The 22,374-nt window shown below is 41.8% G+C and carries 23 protein-coding genes and 3 pseudogenes; 6 read left to right on the top strand and 20 right to left on the bottom strand.

All coding sequences use genetic code 11. The features are described 5' to 3' along the window. Window positions 1–4 precede the first annotated feature (4 nt). From ttcA to R7Z78_RS06460, 4 genes are all read right to left on the bottom strand, one after another. Entirely contained in the window at window positions 5–898 is an 894-nt protein-coding gene (gene ttcA, locus R7Z78_RS06475) for a tRNA 2-thiocytidine(32) synthetase TtcA (RefSeq protein ID WP_005377502.1), read from the bottom strand. A gap of 198 nt (window positions 899–1,096) precedes the next feature. Continuing rightward, window positions 1,097–1,759, bottom strand: a complete 663-nt coding sequence (locus R7Z78_RS06470) for a DUF2987 domain-containing protein (protein WP_104975320.1) — start codon at window positions 1,757–1,759, stop codon at window positions 1,097–1,099. A 13-nt stretch (window positions 1,760–1,772) separates the two neighbouring features. Then, window positions 1,773–2,609, bottom strand: coding sequence for a glucosaminidase domain-containing protein (locus R7Z78_RS06465; RefSeq protein ID WP_104975319.1), 837 nt, complete (start codon window positions 2,607–2,609; stop codon window positions 1,773–1,775). Further along, on the bottom strand, window positions 2,602–3,399 hold the full coding sequence (locus R7Z78_RS06460; protein WP_005377508.1) for a hypothetical protein: 798 nt from the start codon (window positions 3,397–3,399) through the stop codon (window positions 2,602–2,604). Before R7Z78_RS06460 ends, R7Z78_RS06465 begins: the two co-directional genes overlap by 8 nt. A 400-nt stretch (window positions 3,400–3,799) precedes the next feature. Between R7Z78_RS06460 and potA the strand changes: the two genes are divergently transcribed. From potA to R7Z78_RS06435, 5 genes are all read left to right on the top strand, one after another. Further along, complete coding sequence (gene potA, locus R7Z78_RS06455; RefSeq protein ID WP_017634901.1) at window positions 3,800–4,915, top strand: spermidine/putrescine ABC transporter ATP-binding protein PotA; 1,116 nt, start codon at window positions 3,800–3,802, stop codon at window positions 4,913–4,915. Next, entirely contained in the window at window positions 4,896–5,756 is an 861-nt protein-coding gene (gene potB / locus R7Z78_RS06450) for a spermidine/putrescine ABC transporter permease PotB (RefSeq protein WP_005377512.1), read from the top strand. Before potA ends, potB begins: the two co-directional genes overlap by 20 nt. Continuing rightward, window positions 5,756–6,526, top strand: a complete 771-nt coding sequence (potC, locus tag R7Z78_RS06445) for a spermidine/putrescine ABC transporter permease PotC (protein ID WP_005389180.1) — start codon at window positions 5,756–5,758, stop codon at window positions 6,524–6,526. The genes potB and potC overlap by 1 nt, the downstream gene beginning before the upstream one ends. A gap of 102 nt (window positions 6,527–6,628) precedes the next feature. Beyond that, window positions 6,629–7,660 carry an extracellular solute-binding protein gene (locus R7Z78_RS06440; protein WP_017634902.1) on the top strand — a complete coding sequence of 344 codons (1,032 nt, stop codon included), beginning with the start codon at window positions 6,629–6,631 and terminating at the stop codon, window positions 7,658–7,660. Window positions 7,661–7,909: 249 nt separating this feature from the next. Then, window positions 7,910–8,947 (top strand): extracellular solute-binding protein, encoded by a 1,038-nt coding sequence (locus R7Z78_RS06435; RefSeq protein WP_033905298.1) that lies wholly within the window; start codon window positions 7,910–7,912, stop codon window positions 8,945–8,947. Window positions 8,948–9,035: 88 nt separating this feature from the next. Here R7Z78_RS06435 and cobB read toward each other — a convergent pair whose 3' ends face one another. Next, a complete protein-coding gene (cobB, locus tag R7Z78_RS06430; RefSeq protein ID WP_005377522.1) occupies window positions 9,036–9,767 on the bottom strand; it encodes a Sir2 family NAD+-dependent deacetylase in 732 nt (243 codons plus the stop codon). A gap of 118 nt (window positions 9,768–9,885) precedes the next feature. Between cobB and R7Z78_RS06425 the strand changes: the two genes are divergently transcribed. Then, window positions 9,886–10,059, top strand: coding sequence for a hypothetical protein (locus tag R7Z78_RS06425; protein ID WP_005377524.1), 174 nt, complete (start codon window positions 9,886–9,888; stop codon window positions 10,057–10,059). A gap of 32 nt (window positions 10,060–10,091) precedes the next feature. Here the strand turns inward: R7Z78_RS06425 and R7Z78_RS06420 are convergent, their stop codons facing one another. The 15 genes and pseudogenes from R7Z78_RS06420 to R7Z78_RS06350 all read right to left on the bottom strand — a co-directional run bounded on the left by R7Z78_RS06420 (window position 10,092) and on the right by R7Z78_RS06350 (window position 22,264). Next, window positions 10,092–11,312, bottom strand: coding sequence for an ammonium transporter (locus tag R7Z78_RS06420; protein WP_017634904.1), 1,221 nt, complete (start codon window positions 11,310–11,312; stop codon window positions 10,092–10,094). A gap of 462 nt (window positions 11,313–11,774) precedes the next feature. Further along, complete coding sequence (locus R7Z78_RS06415; RefSeq protein WP_225452442.1) at window positions 11,775–12,353, bottom strand: ankyrin repeat domain-containing protein; 579 nt, start codon at window positions 12,351–12,353, stop codon at window positions 11,775–11,777. Then, window positions 12,329–12,580: a hypothetical protein gene (locus tag R7Z78_RS06410; RefSeq protein WP_169644516.1), complete on the bottom strand. Its 252-nt coding sequence runs from the start codon at window positions 12,578–12,580 to the stop codon at window positions 12,329–12,331. The genes R7Z78_RS06415 and R7Z78_RS06410 overlap by 25 nt, the downstream gene beginning before the upstream one ends. Beyond that, window positions 12,581–13,473: pseudogene (locus tag R7Z78_RS06405) on the bottom strand (type IV secretion protein Rhs); the annotation flags it as partial. An 88-nt stretch (window positions 13,474–13,561) separates the two neighbouring features. Then, complete coding sequence (locus R7Z78_RS06400) at window positions 13,562–14,116, bottom strand: imm11 family protein (RefSeq protein ID WP_033905294.1); 555 nt, start codon at window positions 14,114–14,116, stop codon at window positions 13,562–13,564. Window positions 14,117–14,545: 429 nt separating this feature from the next. Continuing rightward, a complete protein-coding gene (locus R7Z78_RS06395; protein WP_128740512.1) occupies window positions 14,546–14,803 on the bottom strand; it encodes a hypothetical protein in 258 nt (85 codons plus the stop codon). A 72-nt stretch (window positions 14,804–14,875) separates the two neighbouring features. Continuing rightward, window positions 14,876–15,775, bottom strand: a complete 900-nt coding sequence (locus R7Z78_RS06390) for an immunity 49 family protein (protein WP_064353925.1) — start codon at window positions 15,773–15,775, stop codon at window positions 14,876–14,878. Window positions 15,776–15,934: 159 nt separating this feature from the next. Further along, entirely contained in the window at window positions 15,935–16,378 is a 444-nt protein-coding gene (locus R7Z78_RS06385) for an SMI1/KNR4 family protein (protein WP_169644514.1), read from the bottom strand. 305 nt (window positions 16,379–16,683) lie between these two features. Then, on the bottom strand, window positions 16,684–17,583 hold the full coding sequence (locus R7Z78_RS06380; protein ID WP_104975317.1) for an immunity 49 family protein: 900 nt from the start codon (window positions 17,581–17,583) through the stop codon (window positions 16,684–16,686). Window positions 17,584–18,256: 673 nt separating this feature from the next. Beyond that, window positions 18,257–18,475: a hypothetical protein gene (locus R7Z78_RS06375; RefSeq protein ID WP_033905291.1), complete on the bottom strand. Its 219-nt coding sequence runs from the start codon at window positions 18,473–18,475 to the stop codon at window positions 18,257–18,259. 196 nt (window positions 18,476–18,671) lie between these two features. After that, a pseudogene (locus R7Z78_RS06370) lies at window positions 18,672–18,885 on the bottom strand (hypothetical protein); the annotation flags it as partial. Window positions 18,886–18,948: 63 nt separating this feature from the next. Next, window positions 18,949–19,851, bottom strand: coding sequence for an immunity 49 family protein (locus tag R7Z78_RS06365; RefSeq protein ID WP_033905290.1), 903 nt, complete (start codon window positions 19,849–19,851; stop codon window positions 18,949–18,951). A gap of 168 nt (window positions 19,852–20,019) precedes the next feature. Then, window positions 20,020–20,919 carry an immunity 49 family protein gene (locus R7Z78_RS06360; RefSeq protein WP_169644512.1) on the bottom strand — a complete coding sequence of 300 codons (900 nt, stop codon included), beginning with the start codon at window positions 20,917–20,919 and terminating at the stop codon, window positions 20,020–20,022. A gap of 17 nt (window positions 20,920–20,936) precedes the next feature. Beyond that, a pseudogene (locus tag R7Z78_RS25005) lies at window positions 20,937–21,333 on the bottom strand (hypothetical protein); the annotation flags it as partial. 28 nt (window positions 21,334–21,361) lie between these two features. Continuing rightward, entirely contained in the window at window positions 21,362–22,264 is a 903-nt protein-coding gene (locus tag R7Z78_RS06350; RefSeq protein ID WP_169644510.1) for an immunity 49 family protein, read from the bottom strand. Window positions 22,265–22,374 lie beyond the last annotated feature (110 nt).

Below are 22,374 nucleotides of genomic sequence, written 5' to 3'. Positions count from 1 at the left end.
CGAGTTAGATGTTCGTAACATCGATGAACATCGATTCATCAATATTCGTCGAAGAAACGACAGCCTCATTAAATTCATACTCTTCGCGGTTACCTTCACGATCTAGCGGTAAGTTAACAAAGTCGAACAATTCGCGGTCTGCTAGTTGGCTTGGGCTTACGTTTTGAATTGATTTAAAAATTGCTTCCACACGCCCTGGCGTCTTCTTATCCCATTCAATCAACATTGCTTTTATAGATTGACGCTGAAGGTTCTCTTGAGAGCCACAAAGGTTACACGGAATTATTGGGAAATCCTTGTGCTCAGCGTATTTGATCAGATCTTTTTCACGACAGTAAGTCAATGGACGAATGACCACGTTACGACCATCATCAGAGCGTAGCTTTGGTGGCATCGCTTTAAGGCGAGAGCCGTGGAACATATTCAAGAACATTGTTTCGACGATGTCATCCATGTGATGACCTAGCGCAAGCTTAGTTGCACCAATCTTCTCTGCAAATGAATACAGCGTACCACGTCGCAGGCGTGAACACAGACCACAAGTGGTTTTGCCTTCTGGTACCTTCTCTTTTACGACGGAATACGTGTCCTTATCGACGATATAGTAAGGGATATTCAGTGTTTCGAAATACTCTGGCAGAATGTGCTCAGGGAAGCCCGGTTGTTTTTGGTCTAGGTTTACCGCAACCACTTCAAATTTGATCGGTGCGGCTTTTTGAAGATTCAGCAGGATATCAAGCATCGCGAATGAATCTTTACCACCGCTAATACATGCCATTACAACATCGCCTTCTTCGATCATGTTGTAATCAGTAATGGCATTTCCAACATGTCTTCTTAGGCGTTTCTGAAGCTTGTTGAATTCTAGGGTTTCTTTTCTTGTATCTATTTGGTTCATTGCGGGCTCTCACATCGCCGATAAATCGACTAGGACTTCCTAACATGGGTTTCTTTGGGGCGTGGATTATACGAGCTTTTTACGCAGGATTAAATGTTTGTCTTATTGAGTCTTTAAGAAAAGAGTGTGAAAGATACTTTAGTTACGGTCAAAATTAAAAAAGAGCTGCGATTGCAGCCCTTTCTAAACGTTCAGTGTTCATTTCTTTGCGTTAGGTAGATAAGGTAACACTCGCATCGTCGGTTCTGGTAGTGTCATTGTGCCACCTTGCCCTATTTCACTTAGTGCGACTTGTATCTTGCCATTGACAATTGGCTTTTCGGTTCCGTTTGAGAAAATCACTTTATCATTCAGTTGATTTGCAAACTCCATCGTCACACCTTGAACCTCCGGTGTAAACCAACCCGCAAACATACCGCCTAAATCTTCCAGCATCGTCTGCATTTGAGGTAAAAGAGGCTTAAGTTGGTCGTAAGAAACGTTACCCTGTAATGGTTCTTTGGTCATCACAACAAGTGAGTAATCGCAACGTGTATCTTTTGGGGTATCGACAAAAACCAACGGATTCGCTGACTTTAAGTTTTTATCAACAGGTAAAGGCAACTCTTGTGAAGCAGGGATAACAAACTCTTCATAGTGCTCTTCTTTTTCCATCCAAGCTTTTTCTATCATACAAATTTGTTTAGTTTTTGCGTCCACAAAAAAGACACCAACTTTCACATCGTCATGCCCTTCTTTATTGTTGTTTTTTAGTTGAGTATATAACTTTGAGTACGTGAACATGTACTCTTTAGCTTGGGTTATCGGCGATGCAAGAATTAGCGCCGCACTTCCCAACAGACTTAGGCTTAACTTTTTCATTTTATCCGTTATTTTATTGCGTCCAGTAGGCGTTGTTATGACGAATCATAGCGCGAAGATCGTGTACATAGGCGATGCCACGTTCAGAATAGGCTAGCAACCCATGCGTTAACTCTGACGCGGTTGCGACCGTTAACAAGCCCTTGTTCTTTTCAGCCAGAGATGTTCTGATTTCACGCAGGTCTGCATACGCTGGGTTTCGATTAACATTCATAAAGTAGCCATGAACAGACTGTTGTACAGAATCGAATTTTTCAACTTCATGAACTTTGTTAGCGCCACGTTGCGCTGGAACAATTCCACAGCCCTTTTTATAACACCATTGGCCGAACAAGTTGTTTGCTTGAGTAGCAAAACGAGAAGTGCCCCACGCAGATTCATTTGCCGCTTGAGTTAGAACCAACGCTTCTGGTAAGACGTTCACTCTCACAAGCATCTCGTCTAGCCATGCTTGATCAATCTTATCGTTACTCAAGGGCAACGAATACAGAGATGATAACCGCTGAGCATACTCTTGTTGTTCTTGCGTCACTTGTCCCACCTTTAAAGAGGTAAGAAAGGCCCGCTCATGACGAATTCGTTGATTCTCAAGAGCAATTTTAGGCCTTAAAAAATCAAAAAAAGCAGCTTTTTTCTCTTTCGTATCTTTTATTGAATTGAAGTCTGGGATATTACCGATGTATGGCAAGTGTGATAAATCGACATGCTTAATCTTGCCAGAGAGTACGTCAGGATTTTCCACATATTTAAACTGTTTCTCGTAGTGTAAATATGGGCCTATAGAAATGAAAGTGGCGGCTATACAGGTTGCCGCCACTCGTAAACTTATTGATTTCAAAGAATTAGGCATCAAACACCTGTGAGTTACCATCGTGATCATTATCGTTTTTCTGTGTTGTAACGATCTTAAGCTTAATTCCAAACATTTCGCGGTAGAGTATGCCTTTCAAATGGAAGAAGAATGGCAGCACAAAAATCAAGCCAATACCGTAGAACATTGCTGCAATAATAAACATTAACATCACGCCTAAGTAAAGCCCCGCGACCACAAAAATCTTCTTGTTGATTGCGCGAAGTGATAACAGCAACGCTTGCATTGGTGGCACCCTTTTCTCACAAATCAACAAGATAGAGTGACTAAATGCCAAGGAAAGATACAGCGACAGTAAAGGAAAAATCATACCAACCACACCTTGTAGCATTAAGCTCATGAGCGTTGCTAGGATAACAGGAATGGTGAACTGCAACCCCTTTCCAACATGGCGCAACTTAGTCTTTAAGCCAGCGACATGACTCATAGCCATCAAACTTATCCCCGCATAAATTGGGGCGCTAATCACCTCATAACTGAAATTCGCGACATAAATAGAAGACACAATATCGTTTGTGAACGACTCTGGGTTCTCAAACGCATCAAGAATAACGGTCAAATCGCCCAACTGCAGTTTTAATGCAATATAGAAAATACCTAACTGGACAAAAAGCAATACAATAATGGCAGGAGAAAATGATAAAAAGTGCTGGATGGTTGCTCGCCAAGCTTCGTTAAAAACCGCGCCAGCTTTAAGCTCGTAGTTGCCAGACAAAGCTCGCTCTACACTCCCCCCAAGATTGAAATCTTTCTCAAAATCGTCGTTCATAGTTTATCCAAGACTAACTTGTAAAATTTTGACTGGAATTCCAGTCAATTAATGTAATCGTCATTATAAAGAAATCTTTCCACATCTAACATCACAACTCACCTACAATCCTTGCAATCTCAACTGTATGGTTGATAATTGACCACTTTCAAGGTCATGAAATTGAAACAATTGTTGAACAAAGTTTAGTGCTATCAAACTGTGTCTAGATGCCAATTAATCTCATAAAAACAGTATGGTAAGGAATGATGGCTTTTTCCTGCAAAATTATTTCTGTTTCAAGATAAGAAAATGCTTTAATTTCACACTTTTGGTGATTATGATGCGCGCCTCAAAAGTGAATGGTTAGTGTCACATCAGCTGGGATAATCCCGGCTTGAACGTGGGGGAAATACAGACGTTGAACGCAAAACCGCAAGCAGGAAAGCCAGTTATTCGTTTATCTGGTATTAGTAAAAGTTTCGATGGTAAGGAAATCATCGGTAATTTAAATCTGGATGTTAATCATGGTGAATTTCTGACGATTCTCGGGCCTTCTGGTTGTGGTAAGACAACAGTTTTACGCATGATTGCAGGTTTTGAAACGGCAGATAACGGTCAAATTATTTTGGATGACCAGGATGTAACACAGGTTCCTGCAGAGCAAAGGCACGTCAACACGGTATTTCAAAGTTACGCATTGTTTCCACACATGACCGTATATGAGAATGTCGCTTTTGGTCTTCGTATGCAGAAAACGCCTACTGCGGACATTGAACCACGAGTAATGGAAGCGCTACGCATGGTGCGCCTAGAAAAAATGGCACAGCGTAAGCCTCATCAGCTTTCTGGTGGTCAGCAACAACGTATCGCCATTGCGCGTGCGGTTGTTAACAAACCAAAAGTACTGCTGCTAGATGAATCTCTATCTGCACTTGATTACAAACTGCGTAAGCAAATGCAAATCGAGCTTAAACAGCTTCAGCGTCAACTTGGTATTACCTTTATCTTCGTTACGCACGATCAGGAAGAAGCCCTATCGATGTCTGACCGCATTATTGTTATGCGCGACGGTGTTATCGAGCAGGATGGTTCTCCACGTGAGATTTACGAAGAGCCGAAGAACCTATTTGTTGCTCGCTTTATCGGTGAGATCAACGTATTCAACGCAACAATGCTAGAGCGTATCGACGAGAAACGTATCCGTGCAGAAATCGAAGGTGTCGAGTCTGTTGTTTACTACGATCAGGAAGCGCAAGCAGGTGAAAAACTGCAAGTACTACTTCGCCCAGAAGACTTACGTATCGAAGAGATCAAAGAGTCTGAAGAAAAAGGCATCGTAGGTCACGTAACAGAGCGGACCTATAAAGGTATGACGCTTGATTCAGTTATCCAATTGGATTCAGGCATGCGTGTAATGGTTAGCGAATTCTTTAACGAAGATGATCCTGATGTGGACCACTCACTTGGCCAGAAAGTCGCTATCACTTGGGTTGAGAGCTGGGAGGTAGTCCTCAATGATAAGCAAGAAGATTAATCTTCAAAACGCGATCATTACCTTAATCGTCGGTTGGTTAACACTTTTCGTGTTGGTACCAAATGTGATGATTATCGGTACGAGTTTCTTAACGCGTGATGAAGCAAACTTAATCGAAATGACATTTACTTTCGACAACTACTTACGTCTACTCGATCCCTTGTATGCGAAAGTGCTGATGCACTCGTTCTACATGGCGATCGTGGCGACGTTGTTGTGTTTAGTAATTGGTTACCCATTTGCTTACATCATAGCGAAAATGCCAGAGAAATGGCGCCCATTCATGTTGTTCTTAGTTATCGTACCTTTTTGGACAAACTCTCTTATCCGTACTTACGGCCTGAAGATTGTTCTGGGTACACAAGGTATTTTGAACAAATCATTAATGGCGATGGAAATCATCGATAAGCCATTACGTATTATGTACACCGAAACAGCAGTAATGATTGGTCTTGTGTACATCCTGCTTCCATTTATGATTCTGCCGCTTTACTCGGCAATCGAGAAGTTGGACAACACTTATATCGAGGCGGCGAAAGATCTTGGTGCGAACAAGTTCCAAACCATTACGAAAGTGATTCTACCTCTGACAATGCCTGGCATTATCGGTGGTTGTTTGTTGGTTCTGCTACCAGCACTAGGTATGTTCTACATCTCTGACCTTCTTGGTGGTGCGAAGAACCTACTGATTGGTAACGTTATTAAGAGCCAAGTATTGAACGCTCGTGACTGGCCATTTGGTGCTGCGACCAGTATCGCCCTCACCTTCGCAATGGCTGTGATGCTTTACGCTTACTACAGAGCAGGCAAACTATTGAATAAGAAAGTGGAGCTAGACTAATGGGACGCACAGTTAGATTTAGCTTTATGGCGCTGGTGTATGCATTTTTGTATCTGCCAATCATCGTCTTAATTGTTAACTCATTTAATGCCAACAAATTTGGTATGAAATGGGGTGGTTTCACCACGAAATGGTACGAAACCTTAGTAAACAACGATAGCCTAATGCAAGCTGCATGGCATTCATTGAACGTAGCGGTATTCTCAGCGACAGCAGCAACCATCATTGGTAGCTTAACGGCCGTTGCCCTATTCCGTTACTCGTTCAAAGGTAAAGGTGCGGTAAACGGCATGCTGTTTGTCGTGATGATGTCTCCAGATATTGTTATGGCGATTTCATTACTTGCTCTGTTCCTGGTATTAGGCGCACAGCTTGGCTTCTTTACACTATTGATTGCTCACATCACCTTTTGTCTACCATTCGTTGTGGTAACTGTATACAGCCGCTTAAATGGCTTTGATGTGAAAATGTTGGAAGCAGCAAAAGACCTTGGTGCAAGCGAGTGGGTTATCTTGAAACAGATCATCCTTCCTCTCGCTAAACCAGCGGTTGCCGCAGGTTGGCTATTGAGCTTTACCCTGTCTTTGGACGATGTGATCATCAGCTCGTTTGTAACGGGTCCAACATACGAAATCTTGCCATTGAAGATTTACTCCATGGTTAAGGTGGGCATTTCACCGGAAGTGAACGCCCTAGCAACGGTGATGTTGATTGTTTCTTTGGTCTTGGTAGTAATTTCTCAGTTGCTAGCAAGAGAAAAAGTGAAGTAGAATCCGCACCTGTTAACATCACGAAACAGAATGGTTACATGCCATTCTGTTTTTCTATCTATCGTCCAAAATTGGACAACGTTTGGTTTGGAGCTAACGTCAATGAAAAAATGGGCTACTCTATTAGCTGGTAGTGCATGTGCGCTTTCTCTGTTCTCTGGTACAGCGACAGCGGATGATAAAGAACTAGTATTTATGAACTGGGGTCCTTACATCAACAGTAATATCCTAGAGCAATTTACTAAAGAAACTGGCATCAAAGTGATCTACTCGACTTACGAGTCGAACGAAACTTTGTATGCAAAGCTAAAAACCCATAACCAAGGTTATGACCTAGTAGTACCTTCAACGTACTTCGTGGCGAAGATGCGTGACGAAGGCATGCTACAAAAGATCGATAAGACTAAGCTGAAAAACTTCGGCAACCTAGATAAAAACTACCTAGACAAGCCTTACGATCCAAGTAACGACTACTCTATCCCACACGTTGTTGCGATTACAGGCCTAGCGGTTAACGCAGATATGTACGATCCAAACGACTTCCAAAGCTGGGCTGACCTATGGAAGCCTGAGCTTGAAGGTCAAGTAATGTTGATGGACGACACTCGTGAAGTGTTCCATATCGCTCTGCGTAAACTTGGCTACTCAGGTAACTCAAAAGACCCTAAGCAAATCGATGAAGCGTACGCTGAGCTACAAAAGTTGATGCCTAACGTTTTAGTTTTCAACTCTGACAACCCTGGCGCACCTTACATGTCTGGTGAAGTGGGCGTTGGTATGCTTTGGAACGGTAGCGCCGCAGCGGCACAAAGTGAAGGCCTGAACCTTAAACTCGTTTTTCCTAAAGAAGGCGGTATCGGCTGGGTTGATAACTTCGCTATCTCTTCCGGTGCGAAGAACGTAGAAGCCGCTCACAAGATGATTGACTTCCTACTGCGCCCAGAAATCGCAGAGCAAATCTCTCGTGATACTGGCTACCTAACGGCGGTGGAAGAATCGAATGCTAAGTTTAAAGACGTTGCCCCACTGTTCCCTTCTCAAGAAGACCTTGACCGCGTTGAATGGCAAGATGCGGTTGGTGATCTAACCGTTAAGTACGAAGATTATTTCCTCAAGCTGAAAGCGGGACAATAATCTAGCTTGTGTAACAAGTCATCAACCATAGGAAAATAGGCAGCAATACGCTGCCTATTTTTGTCTTAGGCTGATATAATCGCGCGTTGCTAGGTTTATTTGTCTTGGTATCATAGATTTATCGTCTCATAACAAGGAGACAACGATATTCAAGCTAAATGAACATATTTGTGCTTACTGCGATTTGGCTCAACTTGATAACTCCAGCTAGTATTGACTTGTCCAATCGCGAAACAAAACGGAAAACAAATGAAAAGTAAATTCTACGCAAGCGCTCTATGTGCAGCGACGCTCATCGCTACCCCTGCAATGGCTGCTGATCAAGAACTGTATTTCTACAACTGGTCGGAATACATTCCAAACGAAGTTCTTGAAGACTTTACAAAAGAAACCGGAATCAAAGTTATTTACTCTACATACGAATCTAACGAGAGTATGTACGCAAAACTAAAAACTCAAGGTTCTGGTTACGACTTGGTAGTACCGTCTACCTATTTCGTCTCTAAAATGCGTAAAGAAGGCATGCTACAACAGATAGACAAAGAGAAATTATCTCATTTTGCCGATCTTGATACTAACTTCCTAAACAAACCGTTCGATCCGAACAACAACTACTCTATCCCATACATTTGGGGGGCGACCGGTATTGGTATCAATGCTGACATGCTAGACAAGTCATCGGTTTCTAAATGGGATGATTTCTGGGATAGCAAGTGGGAAGGTCAACTAATGCTGATGGATGATTCTCGCGAAGTATTCCACATTGCATTGACTAAGCTTGGTTACTCACCAAACACGACTAACCCAGAAGAAATCAAAGCCGCTTACGAAGAACTGAAAAAGCTAATGCCAAACGTATTAGTATTTAACTCAGACTTTCCTGCAAACCCTTACCTTGCGGGTGAAGTTTCACTAGGCATGCTTTGGAACGGTTCTGCATACATGGCTCGTCAAGAAGGCGCGAACATCGACATCATCTGGCCAGAAAAAGGCACTATCTTCTGGATGGACAGCCTAGCAATTCCAACTGGCGCAAAGAACGTTGACGCCGCTCATAAGATGATCGATTTCCTACTACGTCCTGAGAATGCAGCTAAAATCGCACTAGAGATTGGTTACCCTACTCCAGTTAAAACGGCACACGATCTGCTACCGAAAGAATTTGCTAATGATCCAAGCATCTTCCCACCACAAGAAGTGATGGACAGCGGTACTTGGCAAGATGAAGTTGGCGAAGCGAGCGTAATGTACGATGAGTACTTCCAAAAGCTAAAAGTGAACAACTAATTCGTTAGTTTTAAAGATATGAAAAAGCGGCTCATGAGCCGCTTTTTTGCTCTTAATGACAAGACAAAAACTCTTCCTGTTGAAGTTATTACGCTCTTTCTTTTCCTTCTAGAGCCAGTATCTCGTCAACTAATTTTGGAACCTCAACGCTTGCTTTTCCGTAGCGTTTTTCCTCAAATTCACTTTCTACCGCACTAGGTTCTAGGTTAATTTCAATGGTATGTGCGCCGTGCATTTTTGCATCATGAACAAAACCTGCTGCGGGATACACAACGCCAGAAGTCCCAATCGAAATAAACAAATCTGCTTCTTCTAATGACGCGTAGATATCACCCATTCGCAGTGGCATTTCACCAAACCAAACAATATGTGGTCGCATTTGTGAAGGGATCTGACAACAATGACAAAGCTCGCCGGTCTTAATGTCCTCATTGTGCTCTACTACTTGGTTAGATTCACTACAGCGGGCCTTGAGCAACTCACCATGCATGTGAATCACATTCTGACTGCCTCCTCTTTCGTGAAGGTTGTCTATATTTTGAGTGATGACCGTCACTTTACCTTCTAACTCAGCCTCTAAACGACCCAATGCTTCATGCGCTGCATTAGGCTTTATCGCATTATCTTGAAGTTTCTTGCGGCGTTGGTTGTAAAAATCTTGAACAAGGTCCGGATCGCGAGCAAACCCTTCAGGTGTTGCTACATCTTCAATACGGTGATTCTCCCAAAGGCCATCTTGCGCACGAAATGTTTGAATACCAGATTCGGCCGAGATACCTGCACCAGTAAGTACTACAATATTTCTATAAGGGAAATTCATAACTCATCCTTGCTGTTTTTTCATTAGCTTAACACTGAAAGAATAGCAACAGTAGTAATATGGATTAGACCATAGTCGTAATGGTCACTATTAGAATTACAATTTAAGAGGAACAGCAATGAGACAAGTATCTCTAACGTTTACATTGCTTCTGACTTTGGCAGGCTGTCAACTTACCAATGTTGAAGGCGAAGTCGATGATGTAAAGGTAAGAGTCAGCACCAATGATGATGACCATCGAGGTAATGGTAATTTCTGTCCTCCGGGCCAAGCCAAGAAAGACAACTGCTAAAAGAGCGGCTTTATGCCGCTCCCATATTGGCCTCAATCCTCGTTGGTCGAAGATATTTTATGAATGGCTAGGTCAGCGCCATTGAATTCGTCTTCTTCTGAAAGCCTCAGTCCCATACTGGTATTAATCGCACCGTAGACTACAAGTGCACCAAGCGCTGCGATGGAAAGGCCCAAAAGCGTTCCTAGAAGCTGAACGATAATGCTCACGCCACCTAGCCCACCCAATGCGCTTTGACCAAAAATCCCAGCGGCAATACCACCCCAAGCGCCACATACACCGTGTAAAGGCCAGACACCTAGCACATCATCAATCTTGGTTTTGTTTTGTAGGTGGGTAAAAAGATAAACAAATAGCACGCCAGCAATCGCACCTGTCACTAAAGCACCGATAGGATGCATTAAGTCTGAGCCCGCACATACAGCAACCAAGCCAGCTAGTGGGCCGTTATGAATAAAGCCAGGGTCATTCTTACCAGCCAACAGTGACGCGACAATGCCCCCGACCATTGCCATCAATGAGTTCATAGCCACCAAGCCACTTATGCCTGACACAGTTTGAGCTGACATGACGTTGAAGCCAAACCACCCCACACATAAGACCCAAGCTCCCAAAGCCAAAAACGGAATATTCGAAGGTGCAAAGTTGGTGTGCTTTCCTGCTCGAACTCTGCCTTTTCTCATGCCCAAAAACACGACGGCAACAAGCGCTATCCAGCCGCCAACACCATGCACAACGACTGAACCTGCAAAATCGTGGAAGCCATAACCAAAGGTATTTTCAAACCAAGCTTGAACACCAAAGTTTCCGTTCCAGATCATTCCCTCAAATAGTGGGTATACAATACCGACAGTGAAAAATGTTGCGATTAAAATCGGATAAAAACGAGCTCGTTCTGCGATACCACCTGAAACAATAGCGGGAATCGCTGCAGCGAAGGTCAGCAAGAAAAAGAACTTCACTAACTCGTAACCATTGCCTTGAGATAATGTCTCAGCATCAGCGAAGAAGGTGCCGCCATAAGCGACCCAGTATCCAATGAAAAAATACGCGATGGCGGATATACCGAAATCGGCCAAGATTTTAACTAAAGCATTAACTTGGTTCTTTTGGCGCACGGTTCCTACTTCAAGAAAAGCAAAACCAGCATGCATCAAAAAAACCATGATTGCGCCAAGTAGTAAGAAAAGTGTGTCGGAACTTTGCGTGAGAGTTTGTACAGCGCCGTGTACCTGATTGGCAGTTACACTCATTATGATTGTCTCCGTTGATCTGTAGCGCACTTATCCTGTGCATCAAAGTTAGGCTCATCACCAATTTGGTGAACTTAATTTATAGAGCGTCTAACAGAGCAATTCTCATTCCATAATTTATATTTCTAACACTTACGCTTTAATTTATTGTTTTGTATGAACTTTAATAAAATTACGTATTCTTGAAATGGTGTTTAACATGCTAATAAATGCACCAATATGGTTTTAGTGCACCAACACAATGCGCACTATATGGTTCAACAAACAGCAAACTCTCTACCATAAACGTAAAAGCCACCCCATGAGAGGTGGCTTATATACTGAATTGCTAACTAAAGGAGTTTATCGAGTGATCTTCCCTGCTTTTACATCTTCTAGCCAACGCCCTTCAACAAGATAAGGTGGAAGCCAACCGGTTTCAACAGATAGACGGTTGCCTTTGTCGTACCATATTAACTTCTACTAAGCGTGCCTATTGTGCTCTTTAATCATTTCTGCGATTTCCTTGCGTCCCCACTCATAAGTAAACGCTATAGCGTCCATGTCTTTCATAGAGTTACCAGTATATTTTACCTTTGTATCTATACCAGCTTTTAGTAATAGCTCCACAATATTTTTATGACCTGCATGGATCGCAGCAAACAATGGGTTGCGGTCTGGTTCAGATATATCCATCACTGCATTTCTTTCTAGAAAATAGGTAAGTAAGTCTAAATGACCTTCATATGCAGCTGTATTTAAAGGAGTTACACCTGAAGGCCCCCCCTTAACATTTACATCAATACCTAGATTCACCAGAAGCTCTACAATTTTATCTTGCCCTTGCTCCGTTGCGATATGCAACCAAGAACCCAGAGGCGTAATTAGATGAAGTAATTTGTCATCTCCTGAGAGAATTTTTTCAACCTCACTCACGTCACCGGATCTAATCGCGGCCATTACATCTTTTGCGCTATGCTCACCTGCCATATTTATCTCCTCAGCTGCGGTTTTAACCAGTAATTTTAAAGCATTAACTATATCACCGCGTTTACCCAACATTTATCTGTCACTTTAAGAGTATCAACAACCTGCCGCAACGCATAAATATCATACTGACCTTGAATCCGATTTGGAGCCCACACTAAGTTCTCCCTGCGGATTGCTATTAGCTCTTTGCGCTCATCTAAATCTTCATTGATATACATTTGGTAGTCAGCGACATCATTTGGTGTCAATTGAGGTTCCGCCTTTCTCCTCATGCTAACTTTCTTTTTATTATCAGACATTTAATCCAGTCCTAATTCTACGTTAAATTCTTTTACATTAACTGAAGAAACCTCTCCAGCATCAGAAATAGCCGCTGCGGTGTGAATATATCTAACAGGAGTTTTTTTTCTCAATGCTTTTTATACTTCTGGCCGCTTTCCATTCGGTTGTATCTTTGTCCTTTTGAGCCATTGGAACAGTAATTGCAGTTGCATATTCAGTTGTCCCTTGCTGATATGCCATGTTACCTATCTTACGGCTGCGCAGCGGGCTGCTCCCTCCTTTGGCCTCAACAATTATAATTTCACCTAGTGGCGGCTCTGCCACCTAGTAAACCATATCAAAATCGCCCGGCTTCTAAATTTACCTTAGGGATGAAGCAGCTTAGCATTAGGACGTTTACTCCGGACAAAGTCATCCGCGGCTAACTCACCAATTTTTGCAGATTTCTGATTAATCTTGGCGATTTGAGCGTTATATCCATCTTCGCCAGTTCGAGCCTTCCTAGCCTCTTAACGTTCTTTCAAACACTCTTCAATTTTTGCTTTGTTTCGTTTTATTAGCTCATAATCACTCATATAGATTTCTGAGTTTTTTTATACTCTGCTTTATTCAGCACAAGATCTTCAGTGAAGATCGTGCAACCTTCTTCCCCGCCAACTTTCTCAGAGTCAAAAACATGCGCATTGACAAATTCCTCAATCCCAACAACATACTGCACTTCGTGTCTGCTGCCATCTTCTCCGACGGATGACTCTTTTGCAGCGTTTAAAATCTGATCGCAAACCTCTTGGGGGACATCGCTTTGGGCCTGATACTCTGCCTACATTTGACCCAAGCGTTTTAGCCCTTCTTCACACAAGAAGCCTGTTGGGTCAATCCACTGGATAGGATTGACTGCATATTGGTAATGCCACTATTGACAGTTCAACTAACAAGCTCCCAATCATAAATATAAAAGCCACCTCGTAAGAGATGGCTAAAAAAATACCCGAGGAGCTCTAAAAAGGACGCCATTCACTTTCTGACTTAAATACCACTCCTGAAAAATCTTTGTTCTCGATTAATTCAGCCAGTTTTTCATCGACACATAATAACCACTCGATAGCATCCAGTTGAAATATAGTTTTCTGCATTTCAATATCTTTCTTAAGGACAACTCGATCAATTGAATCAACCTCTCCATCAAACTCACTAAATATTGAATGATTTCTATCCAGTAAATCGCAAATCGCAAGAACATTTAAAAAATAGTATTCACCAAAACTTTTACCTTGGTAATTAACCTCAATCGGTAGGAATTCAACTTCACTCGTTTGTGTGTGCTTAGAAATTAAATCAGATAACCGTCGACTCACGATTAATAAAGGACCACTAAGAAAACTATCCGCAGGCTTGTCATCTGATATGACATCAATAGTAACTTTTGGCCATTTGTCTCCTAGGGCAACGCCTCCCGTCAGATTCAATCCTATTAATACACTAGACTGCGTTACTTTGCCTTGAGTAAAATCGGAGTCTCTATCTACCTTGTTGGTCCAAATTTTAAGTGTCATTACTACTTCCTACTTTTCCATTGCGGATCATCCAATTGCGATCGAGCTTCATTCTTTTCCAGAGCATTCCTAATGTTACTTTCTGTTTTTCCAATTTCATCTACAAAAATCATATCATCGATCAAACCACGACCATACTTAGTTTACAACGCTCTCATTTCTCGTCGAACTAAAGCACCTGAGAACCTTGGTGCCTTGCACTTAGATGTCTACCCACGTGTCAGGGAAGGCCTATTTCGACAGATGTTTTAATATTAGTTGGAAGTGCAATCCCATTTGCACCTCTGTTAATGTTGTAATCAAGTTCGGTAGCTCTATGCATGACCGGATATTCCTGAGCAATATTGATACTAATTTGGTGATTTCCAGCATGGTTTTCAGGTAACCCGCCAACTATTTCGTTATTTAACTTGAGCCCACAACCTCTTCTTAAAGAACCGCCATAATAATTCGCAACACTCCCCTCCTTTGAGTTTTATTTAAGGGGATGATTTGGACAATTTCCTCTATACCTACAACATATTGAACTTTGCGTTTACTACCATCTGAATGATTGATATAACGATGAAAAGTAACTTCGTTCTTCTCGCAATCAATATGGTCTAAATCGTATTCATATCGAATATGATTTTTAACTTTGGGTTTTCTGATAATGCCACGAATGATTGGTCGTTCGGCAAACAACAAACTCCCCACCATAAATATAAAGCCATTTCAAGAGAAAGATGGCTTATAGACTGAATTGCTAACTAAAGGGTGTTATTGAGTGATCTTCCCTGCTTTTACATCTTCTAGCCAACGTCCTTCAACAAGATAGGGTGGAAGCCAACCGGTTTCAACAGATAGACGGTTGCCTCTGTCGTACCACATGCAAGCCATGCCAAGCAGAGGGAAATTAATGAACGTGCGGAGCCCTATTCTATCTGGCCCTAATTCTCTAAGATGATATTTCTCTTGGAACTGTAGGTTTTTAACGAGCACTTCCTCAAAATCATAACCAATATTAGTAGTGAGCGCTGCGAAGGTTTCTAGGATCCCCATCGCAATTTCCAACGCCCAATTATCCCCTTGAGCTACCGCTGCGTCCATTGCTGCAACCAGCTTATTAGGATAATCCGATGTGCGGTTGTGGAACGACTGAATGACGTCTACTAGCATATAAGACAGCTCACCCGCTTTGGTAGAGCTCTGTCTCATCAAAGAAATCGAAAAGTTCGCTAACACATCCATGCTAGCTTTGTCACGAACGATGACAGAGGTAAAATACGCATCTAGCCACATTGAGGGGCAAATGAAGCCTGTTTTTAAAATACCTTCGCCTTTCCATGTTACTTCTGGATAATCAGGTAATTTAATGCTTTGAGGCTCGCTTGGCTTGATGGCAAGTTGATGGTAAAAAGCACGCATCAATGATGATTCATATAGACATAGCGTGCCGATTCTCTCATCATCGTCTAATGGAGGTAACCATGTATACAGACGGAGCTGATAAGAAATACCATCGCTCAAGTAAACCAAGTTTTCTCTTTTTATAGATATGCGCCTTTTCCTTTTGTCTAAACTCTCTTTTATTTCTTCTCGATAAGCTTCTCTTTCAAAATCACTTAGTTCAACATGAGCTACTCGTTCAACCTTTTTTACCTCTGAGCTATCAACCACTTCTGAACTCTCCTATATCTATATCAAACTCTTTTGCTTTGAACTTGGAAACCTTACCGCTAGAGGGTATTTCTGCTTGTGTATGTAATTTCAGTTGGTGCCTCGTAAATCATATCAAAGTCGCCTGGCTTCGAAATTGAGGCTCTATGTAACAACAGTTCAAAGGCTGAGCATATATTCCAAAAATGCCTCAAATGTTGTCCATGATTGGGCTTCTTTACCAAACAATTCATCTATGAAAAGGGCTACTTGCCCCGATCTTTCTGATTCATTTGAAAATAAAAAGTAGTAGCCACCTCCGGCATAGCGCTCTAATACGCAACCGTTTTGTGGTATTTTCTCAAAATCACTCGGTATCTCATCCTCGCGAAGTTCAAGAGTGCGCTCAACTGTAAGATAGTCCTCATCTTCAGAGTATCCATAAATCGTATGACCAAACCACTCAACGTAACCATATTTTCTTAGAAAAACTTTATATGGCTCCGGAAAGGATAATCCTAGCTGATTTTCCATTTCATGAATTGATACGTCATTCAACTCTCCAAAGCACTCAAACCCTTCTTTTTCGGTGAATTGATCGAGCATTACGTCTAAGCTTCTCATATTTAAAACTCTATTTTTGATATATATTTTGCCTTCATCGTACCAGTGCAATCGCTTGTTGTACTTCTGATGAGGCTTGGAATTCATTACCCTGAAGTTATTGAACGAGTTATCCCCTTTCCGAAATAAAAGAGGTCTTATGGTGAATGATTAAATCCGTCGAGAAGTCTTCCTGATTTAATCATTTTGAACAACTGCTTTGAAGTAAAACGCTTCGCTGCCTCTTTTGTAATCGCGTAACAACGAACCCCTCACCATAAACTTATAAGCCACCTCGTAAAAGATGGCTTATAAGTAAAGAGAATTTATCTAGTGATCTTCCCTGCTTTTACATCTTCTAGCCAACGTCCTTCAACGAGATAGGGTGGAAGCCAACCGGTTTCAATAGATAGACGGTTGCCTTTGTCGTACCACATACATGCCATGCCAAGCAGAGGGAAGTTGATAAAAGTTCTGATGCCTATCCTATCTGGTCCCAATTCTCGAAGATGATATTTCTCTTGGAACTGTAGGTTTTTAACGAGCACTTCCTCAAAATCATAACCAATATTAGTAGTGAGCGCTGCGAAGGTTTCTAGGATCCCCATCGCAATTTCCAACGCCCAGTTATCCCCTTGAGCTACCGCCGCGTCCATTGCTGCAACCAGCTTATCTGGGTAGTCCGATGTGCGGTTGTGGAACGACTGAATGACGTCTACTAGCATATAAGATAACTCGCCCGCTTTGGTAGAACTCTGTCTCATCAAAGAAATCGGAAAGTTTGCCAATATGTCCATGCTAGGTTTATCACGCACAGTCACCGAAGTAAAATAAGCATCTAGCCATCGATTAGGGTGTAAACATCCAGTTTTCAAAATACCTTCGCCTTTCCATGTCACTTCTGGATAATCAGGTAATTTAACGCTTTGAGGTTCATTTGGTTTAATGGCAAGTTGATGGTAAAAAGCACGCATCAATGATGCCTCATAAAGGCAAAGTGTTCCGATTTGTTCAGTTTCTATTGAAGATGGAAAGCAACTATACCACCTCACTTGTTCTGAAACGTCGTCGCTAAGAGCGACTAAGTTCTCCCTGCGGATTGCTATTAGCTTTTTGCGCTCATCTAAATCTTCATTGATATACATTTGGTAGTCAGCGACATCATTTGGTGTCAATTGAGGTTCCGCCTTTCTCCTCATGCTAACTTTCTTTTTATTATCAGACATTTAATCCAGTCCTAATTCTACGTTAAATTCTTTTACATTAACTGAAGAAACCTCTCCAGCATCAGAAATAGCCGCTGCGGTGTGAATATATCTAACAGGAGTTTTTTTTCTCAATGCTTTTTATACTTCTGGCCGCTTTCTATTCGGTTGTATCTTTGTCCTTTTGAGCCATTAGATCAGTAGTTGCAGTTGCATATTCAGTTGTCCCTTGCTGATATGCCATATTTCCAACCTTACGGCTGTCTAGTGGGCTAATACCTCTTAACGTCTACGAGAATAATTTCCCTGGGTTTTGGGTTCTTCTACAAGGTAGGCCATACCGTAGTCTCCTGGTTGTAAGAAAACACGCCATTATTTTTTAGGGGACAACTCCTAGTTAAGTGACATACCGTTGAGTCTTAGCCATAAAATGCCATGTGTCACGAAACATGAACGCCAAAAATAGAGATCTAACCTATTTTTTCCAGTACCCTCTAGATGCTCGCTCTGGGATTACCAGATTCCAAACAGATTTACTGCCTATAGATTCGTAAAACTCGGCGGCCCCGATCTCTTTAGTGGACGGCTGAAACCAATGAGGTTGAGGCACTTTTTTAGAATTCCATTAGAAACTGCCATAGCAATTGCTGTTTCACAGCACTCAACGTCGGTCAAGCCTTTGAAGGGGCCCTCCTTATATAAAATAAGTTTTTTCCGAGCCACTATATTGAGCAATTACAGACGTAACTGCCTTTCTATCACCATTATTTATTTTCAAAGTAAGCCCTGACTTTCCTAGCAAGGCTTTTAAATCGCACTCATTATTAGTAACCCACTTTTTAAGAGCCATATCATTAATAATGTTATCTCTGAAATTTATGAGTATAGTCACAAGATCATCTTCAAAATTCATTTTATCCTCAACTTTGTAATGGGATAACCTAGCTATCGTCCCAACTTTTAGTTTCTCCTAGAAATTGATTAACTCCACCTTCACCGACTGCTGGGTAAAAATCGCTCGTAGGCTCCCATCCAACGCTTAATGCCCCCAAAAAGGGCGAGATACCGTTAGTTTTATTAATTCATTGACTGGAATTTTGACTAGAGCTTCTGATATGTTTTTTACCTTTTGGCTTTCGGATTTTGACTTGCGAGAGAACGCCATCTTCTCCGACGGATGACTCTTTTGCTGCCTCTAAAATCTGATCGCAAACCTCTTGGGGGAAAGTTATTTTGTGCCTGATACTCTGCCAACATTTGCTGTAAGCGTTTTTCACAGAGGAAACCTGTTGAGTCAATCCACTAGATGGAGTTGATTGAATATCGGTAAACATATAATCCACCTCGTGAAAGGTGGATTATTTACTGAATTGCTAACTAAAGGATTTATCGAGTGATCTTCCCTGCTTTTACATCTTCTAACCAATGTCCTTCGACGAGATAAGGAGGAAGCCAACTGGTTTCAATAGATAGACGGTTGCCTTTGTCATACCACATACATGCCATACCAAGCAGAGGGAAAGATATGAAGGTTTCTATAGAAATTAAGCCCTCTGGCTTATCGAGCCTCATTTGGTATTGCTCTTGGAACTGTAGGTTCTTAATGAGTACTTCTTCAAAGTCATAACCGATGTCAGTTGTCAGGGCCGCAAAAGTTTCCAAAATACCCATGGCGATTTCTAATGCCCAATCATCACCCTGAGAAACTGCCGCGTCCATCGCGGCCACCAGTTTATCAGGGTAGTCCGACGTGCGGTTATGGAACGACTGAATGACATCTACTAGCATATAAGACAGCTCACCCGCTTTGGTAGAGCTCTGTCTCATCAAAGAAACCGGAAAGTTCGCCAATACATCCATGCTAGGTTTATCACGCACAATCACCGAAGTAAAATAAGCATCAAGCCACATTGAAGGACAAATAAAGCCTGTTTTAAAAATACCTTCACCATCCCATGTCACTTCTGGATAGCCGAGTATCTGGATACTTAATTCTTCATTGGGATTCATAGCAAGTTGATGATAACAGGCTCCCATTAAAGAAGTTTCGTAAAGACGTAATGTACAAATTTGTTCGTCTTCATGCGTAGTTTGAAACCAGGTATACCAGCGAGCCTGGTCGATGGCAAAATCACCAAGACTAACCAAGTTTTCTCGCCTGACCTTAAGACCTTCTTTTCTGTTATCTAAAACCCGGTTTATAAAATTTTTTTTACTCACAATGGCTTGTGTGTCAAGTTCAGGATTTGCTTTGCGCTCTACAATCTTGATCGATTCTTTACTTTGCATTTTGACTTAATCCTTTTGAATCAATTTTAAACTCTACTACTTCTACTACTACGTCTGAGGGCTTCAAGCTATTCGAGTAAAAGGGCTTAGGTATCTTTAAAAAGGACACATAATGCCAAGTGTAACGCAACAAAACGTCAGAAATGATGACCTAGCTCCCTTTGAATCTTAGCGAATTATATTTCCGGCTTTTACATCCTCTAACCAACACCCTTCGACGAGATAGGGAGGAAGCCAACCAGTTTCGACAGATAAACGGTTGCCTTTGTCGTACCACATACAAGCCATGCCAAGCAGAGGGAAGTTAATAAAAGTGCGGATGCCTGTCCTATCTGGTCCTAATTCTCGAAGATGATATTTTTCTTGGAATTGTAGGTTTTTGACTAGCACTTCCTCAAAGTCATAACCAATGTTAGTAGTGAGCGCTGCGAAGGTCTCTAGGATCCCCATCGCAATTTCCGACGCCCAGTTATCCCCTTGAGCTACCGCTGCGTCCATTGCTGCAACCAGCTTATCAGGATAATCCGATGTGCGATTGTGGAACGACTGAATGACGTCTACTAGCATATAAGACAGCTCACCCGCTTTGGTAGAGCTCTGTCTCATCAAAGAAATCGGAAAGTTCGCCAATACGTCCAAGCTAGGTTTATCACGAACGATGACAGAGGTAAAATACGCATCTAGCCACATTGAAGGACAAATGAAACCTGTTTTTAAAATACCTTCGCCTTTCCATGTTACTTCAGGATAGTCGAGGATCTTTATGGTTAATTTATCATTGGGATGCATTGCAAGGCTATGATAACAAGCACTCATCAACGAAGTTTCATAAAGGCGTAATGTACAAATTTTTTCGTCTTCACATGAAGCTTGATACCACGTAAACCAGCGCACTTGCTCGAATGCATAATCTCCAAAGCTAATCAAGTTCTCTCGCCTAATTTTGAGCCCTTCTTTTCTTTTATCTAAGATTCGATTGATATAATCTTTCTCAGAAGCAATGCTATTATCATCTAACCTGGGCCTTGCTGTACGCTCTATAATTTTGGCTGGCTTTTTACCTTGCATTGTTGAACTAACCCTTCTTAATCAATTTTAAACTCAGCTATTCCTAGTTTTATATCTGATGCATCTCTGATTTTTTTCGCAGCTATTTTTTCTGTCGTTTCATCTTCGTTTTCAGACATTAGCTTAGTGATTTCTTCAGCATATTTGCTAGACCCTTGCTGATACGCTTCGTTTCCAATCTTACGGCTGCCCATAGGGCAGCTACCCCCCTTTGGCCTCAACAATTATAATTTCACCTGGTGGCGGCTCTTCCACCTCGTAAACCATATCAAAATCGCCCGGCTTCGAAATTGAGGTTCCAATATCTTTGGGATGAAGCAGCTCAGCATTAGGACGTTTACTCCGAACAAAGTCATCCGCGGCTAACTCACCAATTTTTGCAGATTGCTGATTAATCTTGGCGATTTGAACGTTATTATACTGAATTGCTAACTAAAGGGTTTTATCGTGTGATCTTCCCTGCTTTTACTTCTTCTAACCAACACCCTTCGACGAGATATGGAGGAAGCCAACCAGTTTCGACAGATAAACGGTTGCCTTTGTCGTACCACATACAAGCCATGCCAAGCAGAGGGAAAGAGATGAAGGTTTCTATAGAAATTAAGTCCTCTGGCTTATCGAGCCTCATTTGGTATTGCTCTTGGAACTGTAGGTTTTTAACTAATACTTCTTCAAAGTCATAACCGATGTCAGTTGTCAGGGCAGCAAAAGTTTCCAAAATACCCATGGCGATTTCTAACGCCCAGTCATTACCCTGAGCAACTGCCGCGTCCATCGCGGCCACCAGTTTATCAGGGTAGTCCGATGTGCGGTTATGGAACGACTGAATGACATCTACTAACATATAAGACAGCTCACCCACTTTGGTAGAGCTCTGTCTCATCAGAGAAATCGGAAAGTTCGCCAATACGTCCATACTTGGCCTGTCACGCACAATTGCCGATATAAAATAAGTATCCAGCCACATTGAAGGACAAATGAAGCCCATTTCTAAGATACCTTCACCATCCCATGTTACTTCTGGATAACCGAGTATCTGAACAGTTAATGGCTCATTCGGAAACATAGCCAGCCGATGATAACAAGCCCCCATTAATGAAGTTTCATAAAGACGTAATGTACAAATTTGTTCGTCTTCATGTGAGGTTTGAAACCAGGTATACCAGCGAACCTGGTCAATGGCAAAATCACCAAAACTAACCAAGTTTTCTCGCCTGACTTTAAGACCTTCTTTTCGCTGTTCTAATATCTTATTGATGAATTCTTTCTCAGAATAAACTCCACTTTCACTCAGCTCAGGATCTGCTTTGCGTTCTACAATTTTGATTGTTCCTTTACTTTGCATTTTAACGTAGTCCTTTGGAATCAATTTTAAACTCTGCTACTTCTACTACTACGTCTGAGCGCTTCAAGCTATTCGAGTAAAAGGGCTTAGGTATCTTTAAAAAGGACACA

This window comes from Vibrio sp. 1167, from assembly GCF_033340375.1.
Lineage (GTDB): Bacteria > Pseudomonadota > Gammaproteobacteria > Enterobacterales > Vibrionaceae > Vibrio > Vibrio alginolyticus.
This window is presented reverse-complemented; position numbering and strand designations above follow the sequence as displayed.

Excerpts from the sequence above, each read along its gene's own strand:
- R7Z78_RS06375 (WP_033905291.1), bottom strand. The coding sequence starts at position 18,475 with ATGAATTTTGAAGATGATCTTGTGACTATACTCATAAATTTCAGAGAT.
- R7Z78_RS06435 (WP_033905298.1), top strand. The coding sequence starts at position 7,910 with ATGAAAAGTAAATTCTACGCAAGCGCTCTATGTGCAGCGACGCTCATC.
- R7Z78_RS06470 (WP_104975320.1), bottom strand. The coding sequence starts at position 1,759 with ATGAAAAAGTTAAGCCTAAGTCTGTTGGGAAGTGCGGCGCTAATTCTT.
- potC (WP_005389180.1), top strand. The coding sequence starts at position 5,756 with ATGGGACGCACAGTTAGATTTAGCTTTATGGCGCTGGTGTATGCATTT.
- R7Z78_RS06380 (WP_104975317.1), bottom strand. The coding sequence starts at position 17,583 with ATGTCTGATAATAAAAAGAAAGTTAGCATGAGGAGAAAGGCGGAACCT.
- R7Z78_RS06465 (WP_104975319.1), bottom strand. The coding sequence starts at position 2,609 with ATGCCTAATTCTTTGAAATCAATAAGTTTACGAGTGGCGGCAACCTGT.
- R7Z78_RS06440 (WP_017634902.1), top strand. The coding sequence starts at position 6,629 with ATGAAAAAATGGGCTACTCTATTAGCTGGTAGTGCATGTGCGCTTTCT.
- R7Z78_RS06365 (WP_033905290.1), bottom strand. The coding sequence starts at position 19,851 with ATGCAAAGTAAAGAATCGATCAAGATTGTAGAGCGCAAAGCAAATCCT.
- R7Z78_RS06420 (WP_017634904.1), bottom strand. The coding sequence starts at position 11,312 with ATGAGTGTAACTGCCAATCAGGTACACGGCGCTGTACAAACTCTCACG.
- R7Z78_RS06385 (WP_169644514.1), bottom strand. The coding sequence starts at position 16,378 with ATGAGAAGCTTAGACGTAATGCTCGATCAATTCACCGAAAAAGAAGGG.
- R7Z78_RS06415 (WP_225452442.1), bottom strand. The coding sequence starts at position 12,353 with ATGTTGGGTAAACGCGGTGATATAGTTAATGCTTTAAAATTACTGGTT.
- R7Z78_RS06460 (WP_005377508.1), bottom strand. The coding sequence starts at position 3,399 with ATGAACGACGATTTTGAGAAAGATTTCAATCTTGGGGGGAGTGTAGAG.
- R7Z78_RS06350 (WP_169644510.1), bottom strand. The coding sequence starts at position 22,264 with ATGCAAAGTAAAGGAACAATCAAAATTGTAGAACGCAAAGCAGATCCT.
- potB (WP_005377512.1), top strand. The coding sequence starts at position 4,896 with ATGATAAGCAAGAAGATTAATCTTCAAAACGCGATCATTACCTTAATC.
- R7Z78_RS06360 (WP_169644512.1), bottom strand. The coding sequence starts at position 20,919 with ATGCAAGGTAAAAAGCCAGCCAAAATTATAGAGCGTACAGCAAGGCCC.
- R7Z78_RS06425 (WP_005377524.1), top strand. The coding sequence starts at position 9,886 with ATGAGACAAGTATCTCTAACGTTTACATTGCTTCTGACTTTGGCAGGC.
- R7Z78_RS06400 (WP_033905294.1), bottom strand. The coding sequence starts at position 14,116 with ATGACACTTAAAATTTGGACCAACAAGGTAGATAGAGACTCCGATTTT.
- R7Z78_RS06410 (WP_169644516.1), bottom strand. The coding sequence starts at position 12,580 with ATGTCTGATAATAAAAAGAAAGTTAGCATGAGGAGAAAGGCGGAACCT.
- ttcA (WP_005377502.1), bottom strand. The coding sequence starts at position 898 with ATGAACCAAATAGATACAAGAAAAGAAACCCTAGAATTCAACAAGCTT.
- cobB (WP_005377522.1), bottom strand. The coding sequence starts at position 9,767 with ATGAATTTCCCTTATAGAAATATTGTAGTACTTACTGGTGCAGGTATC.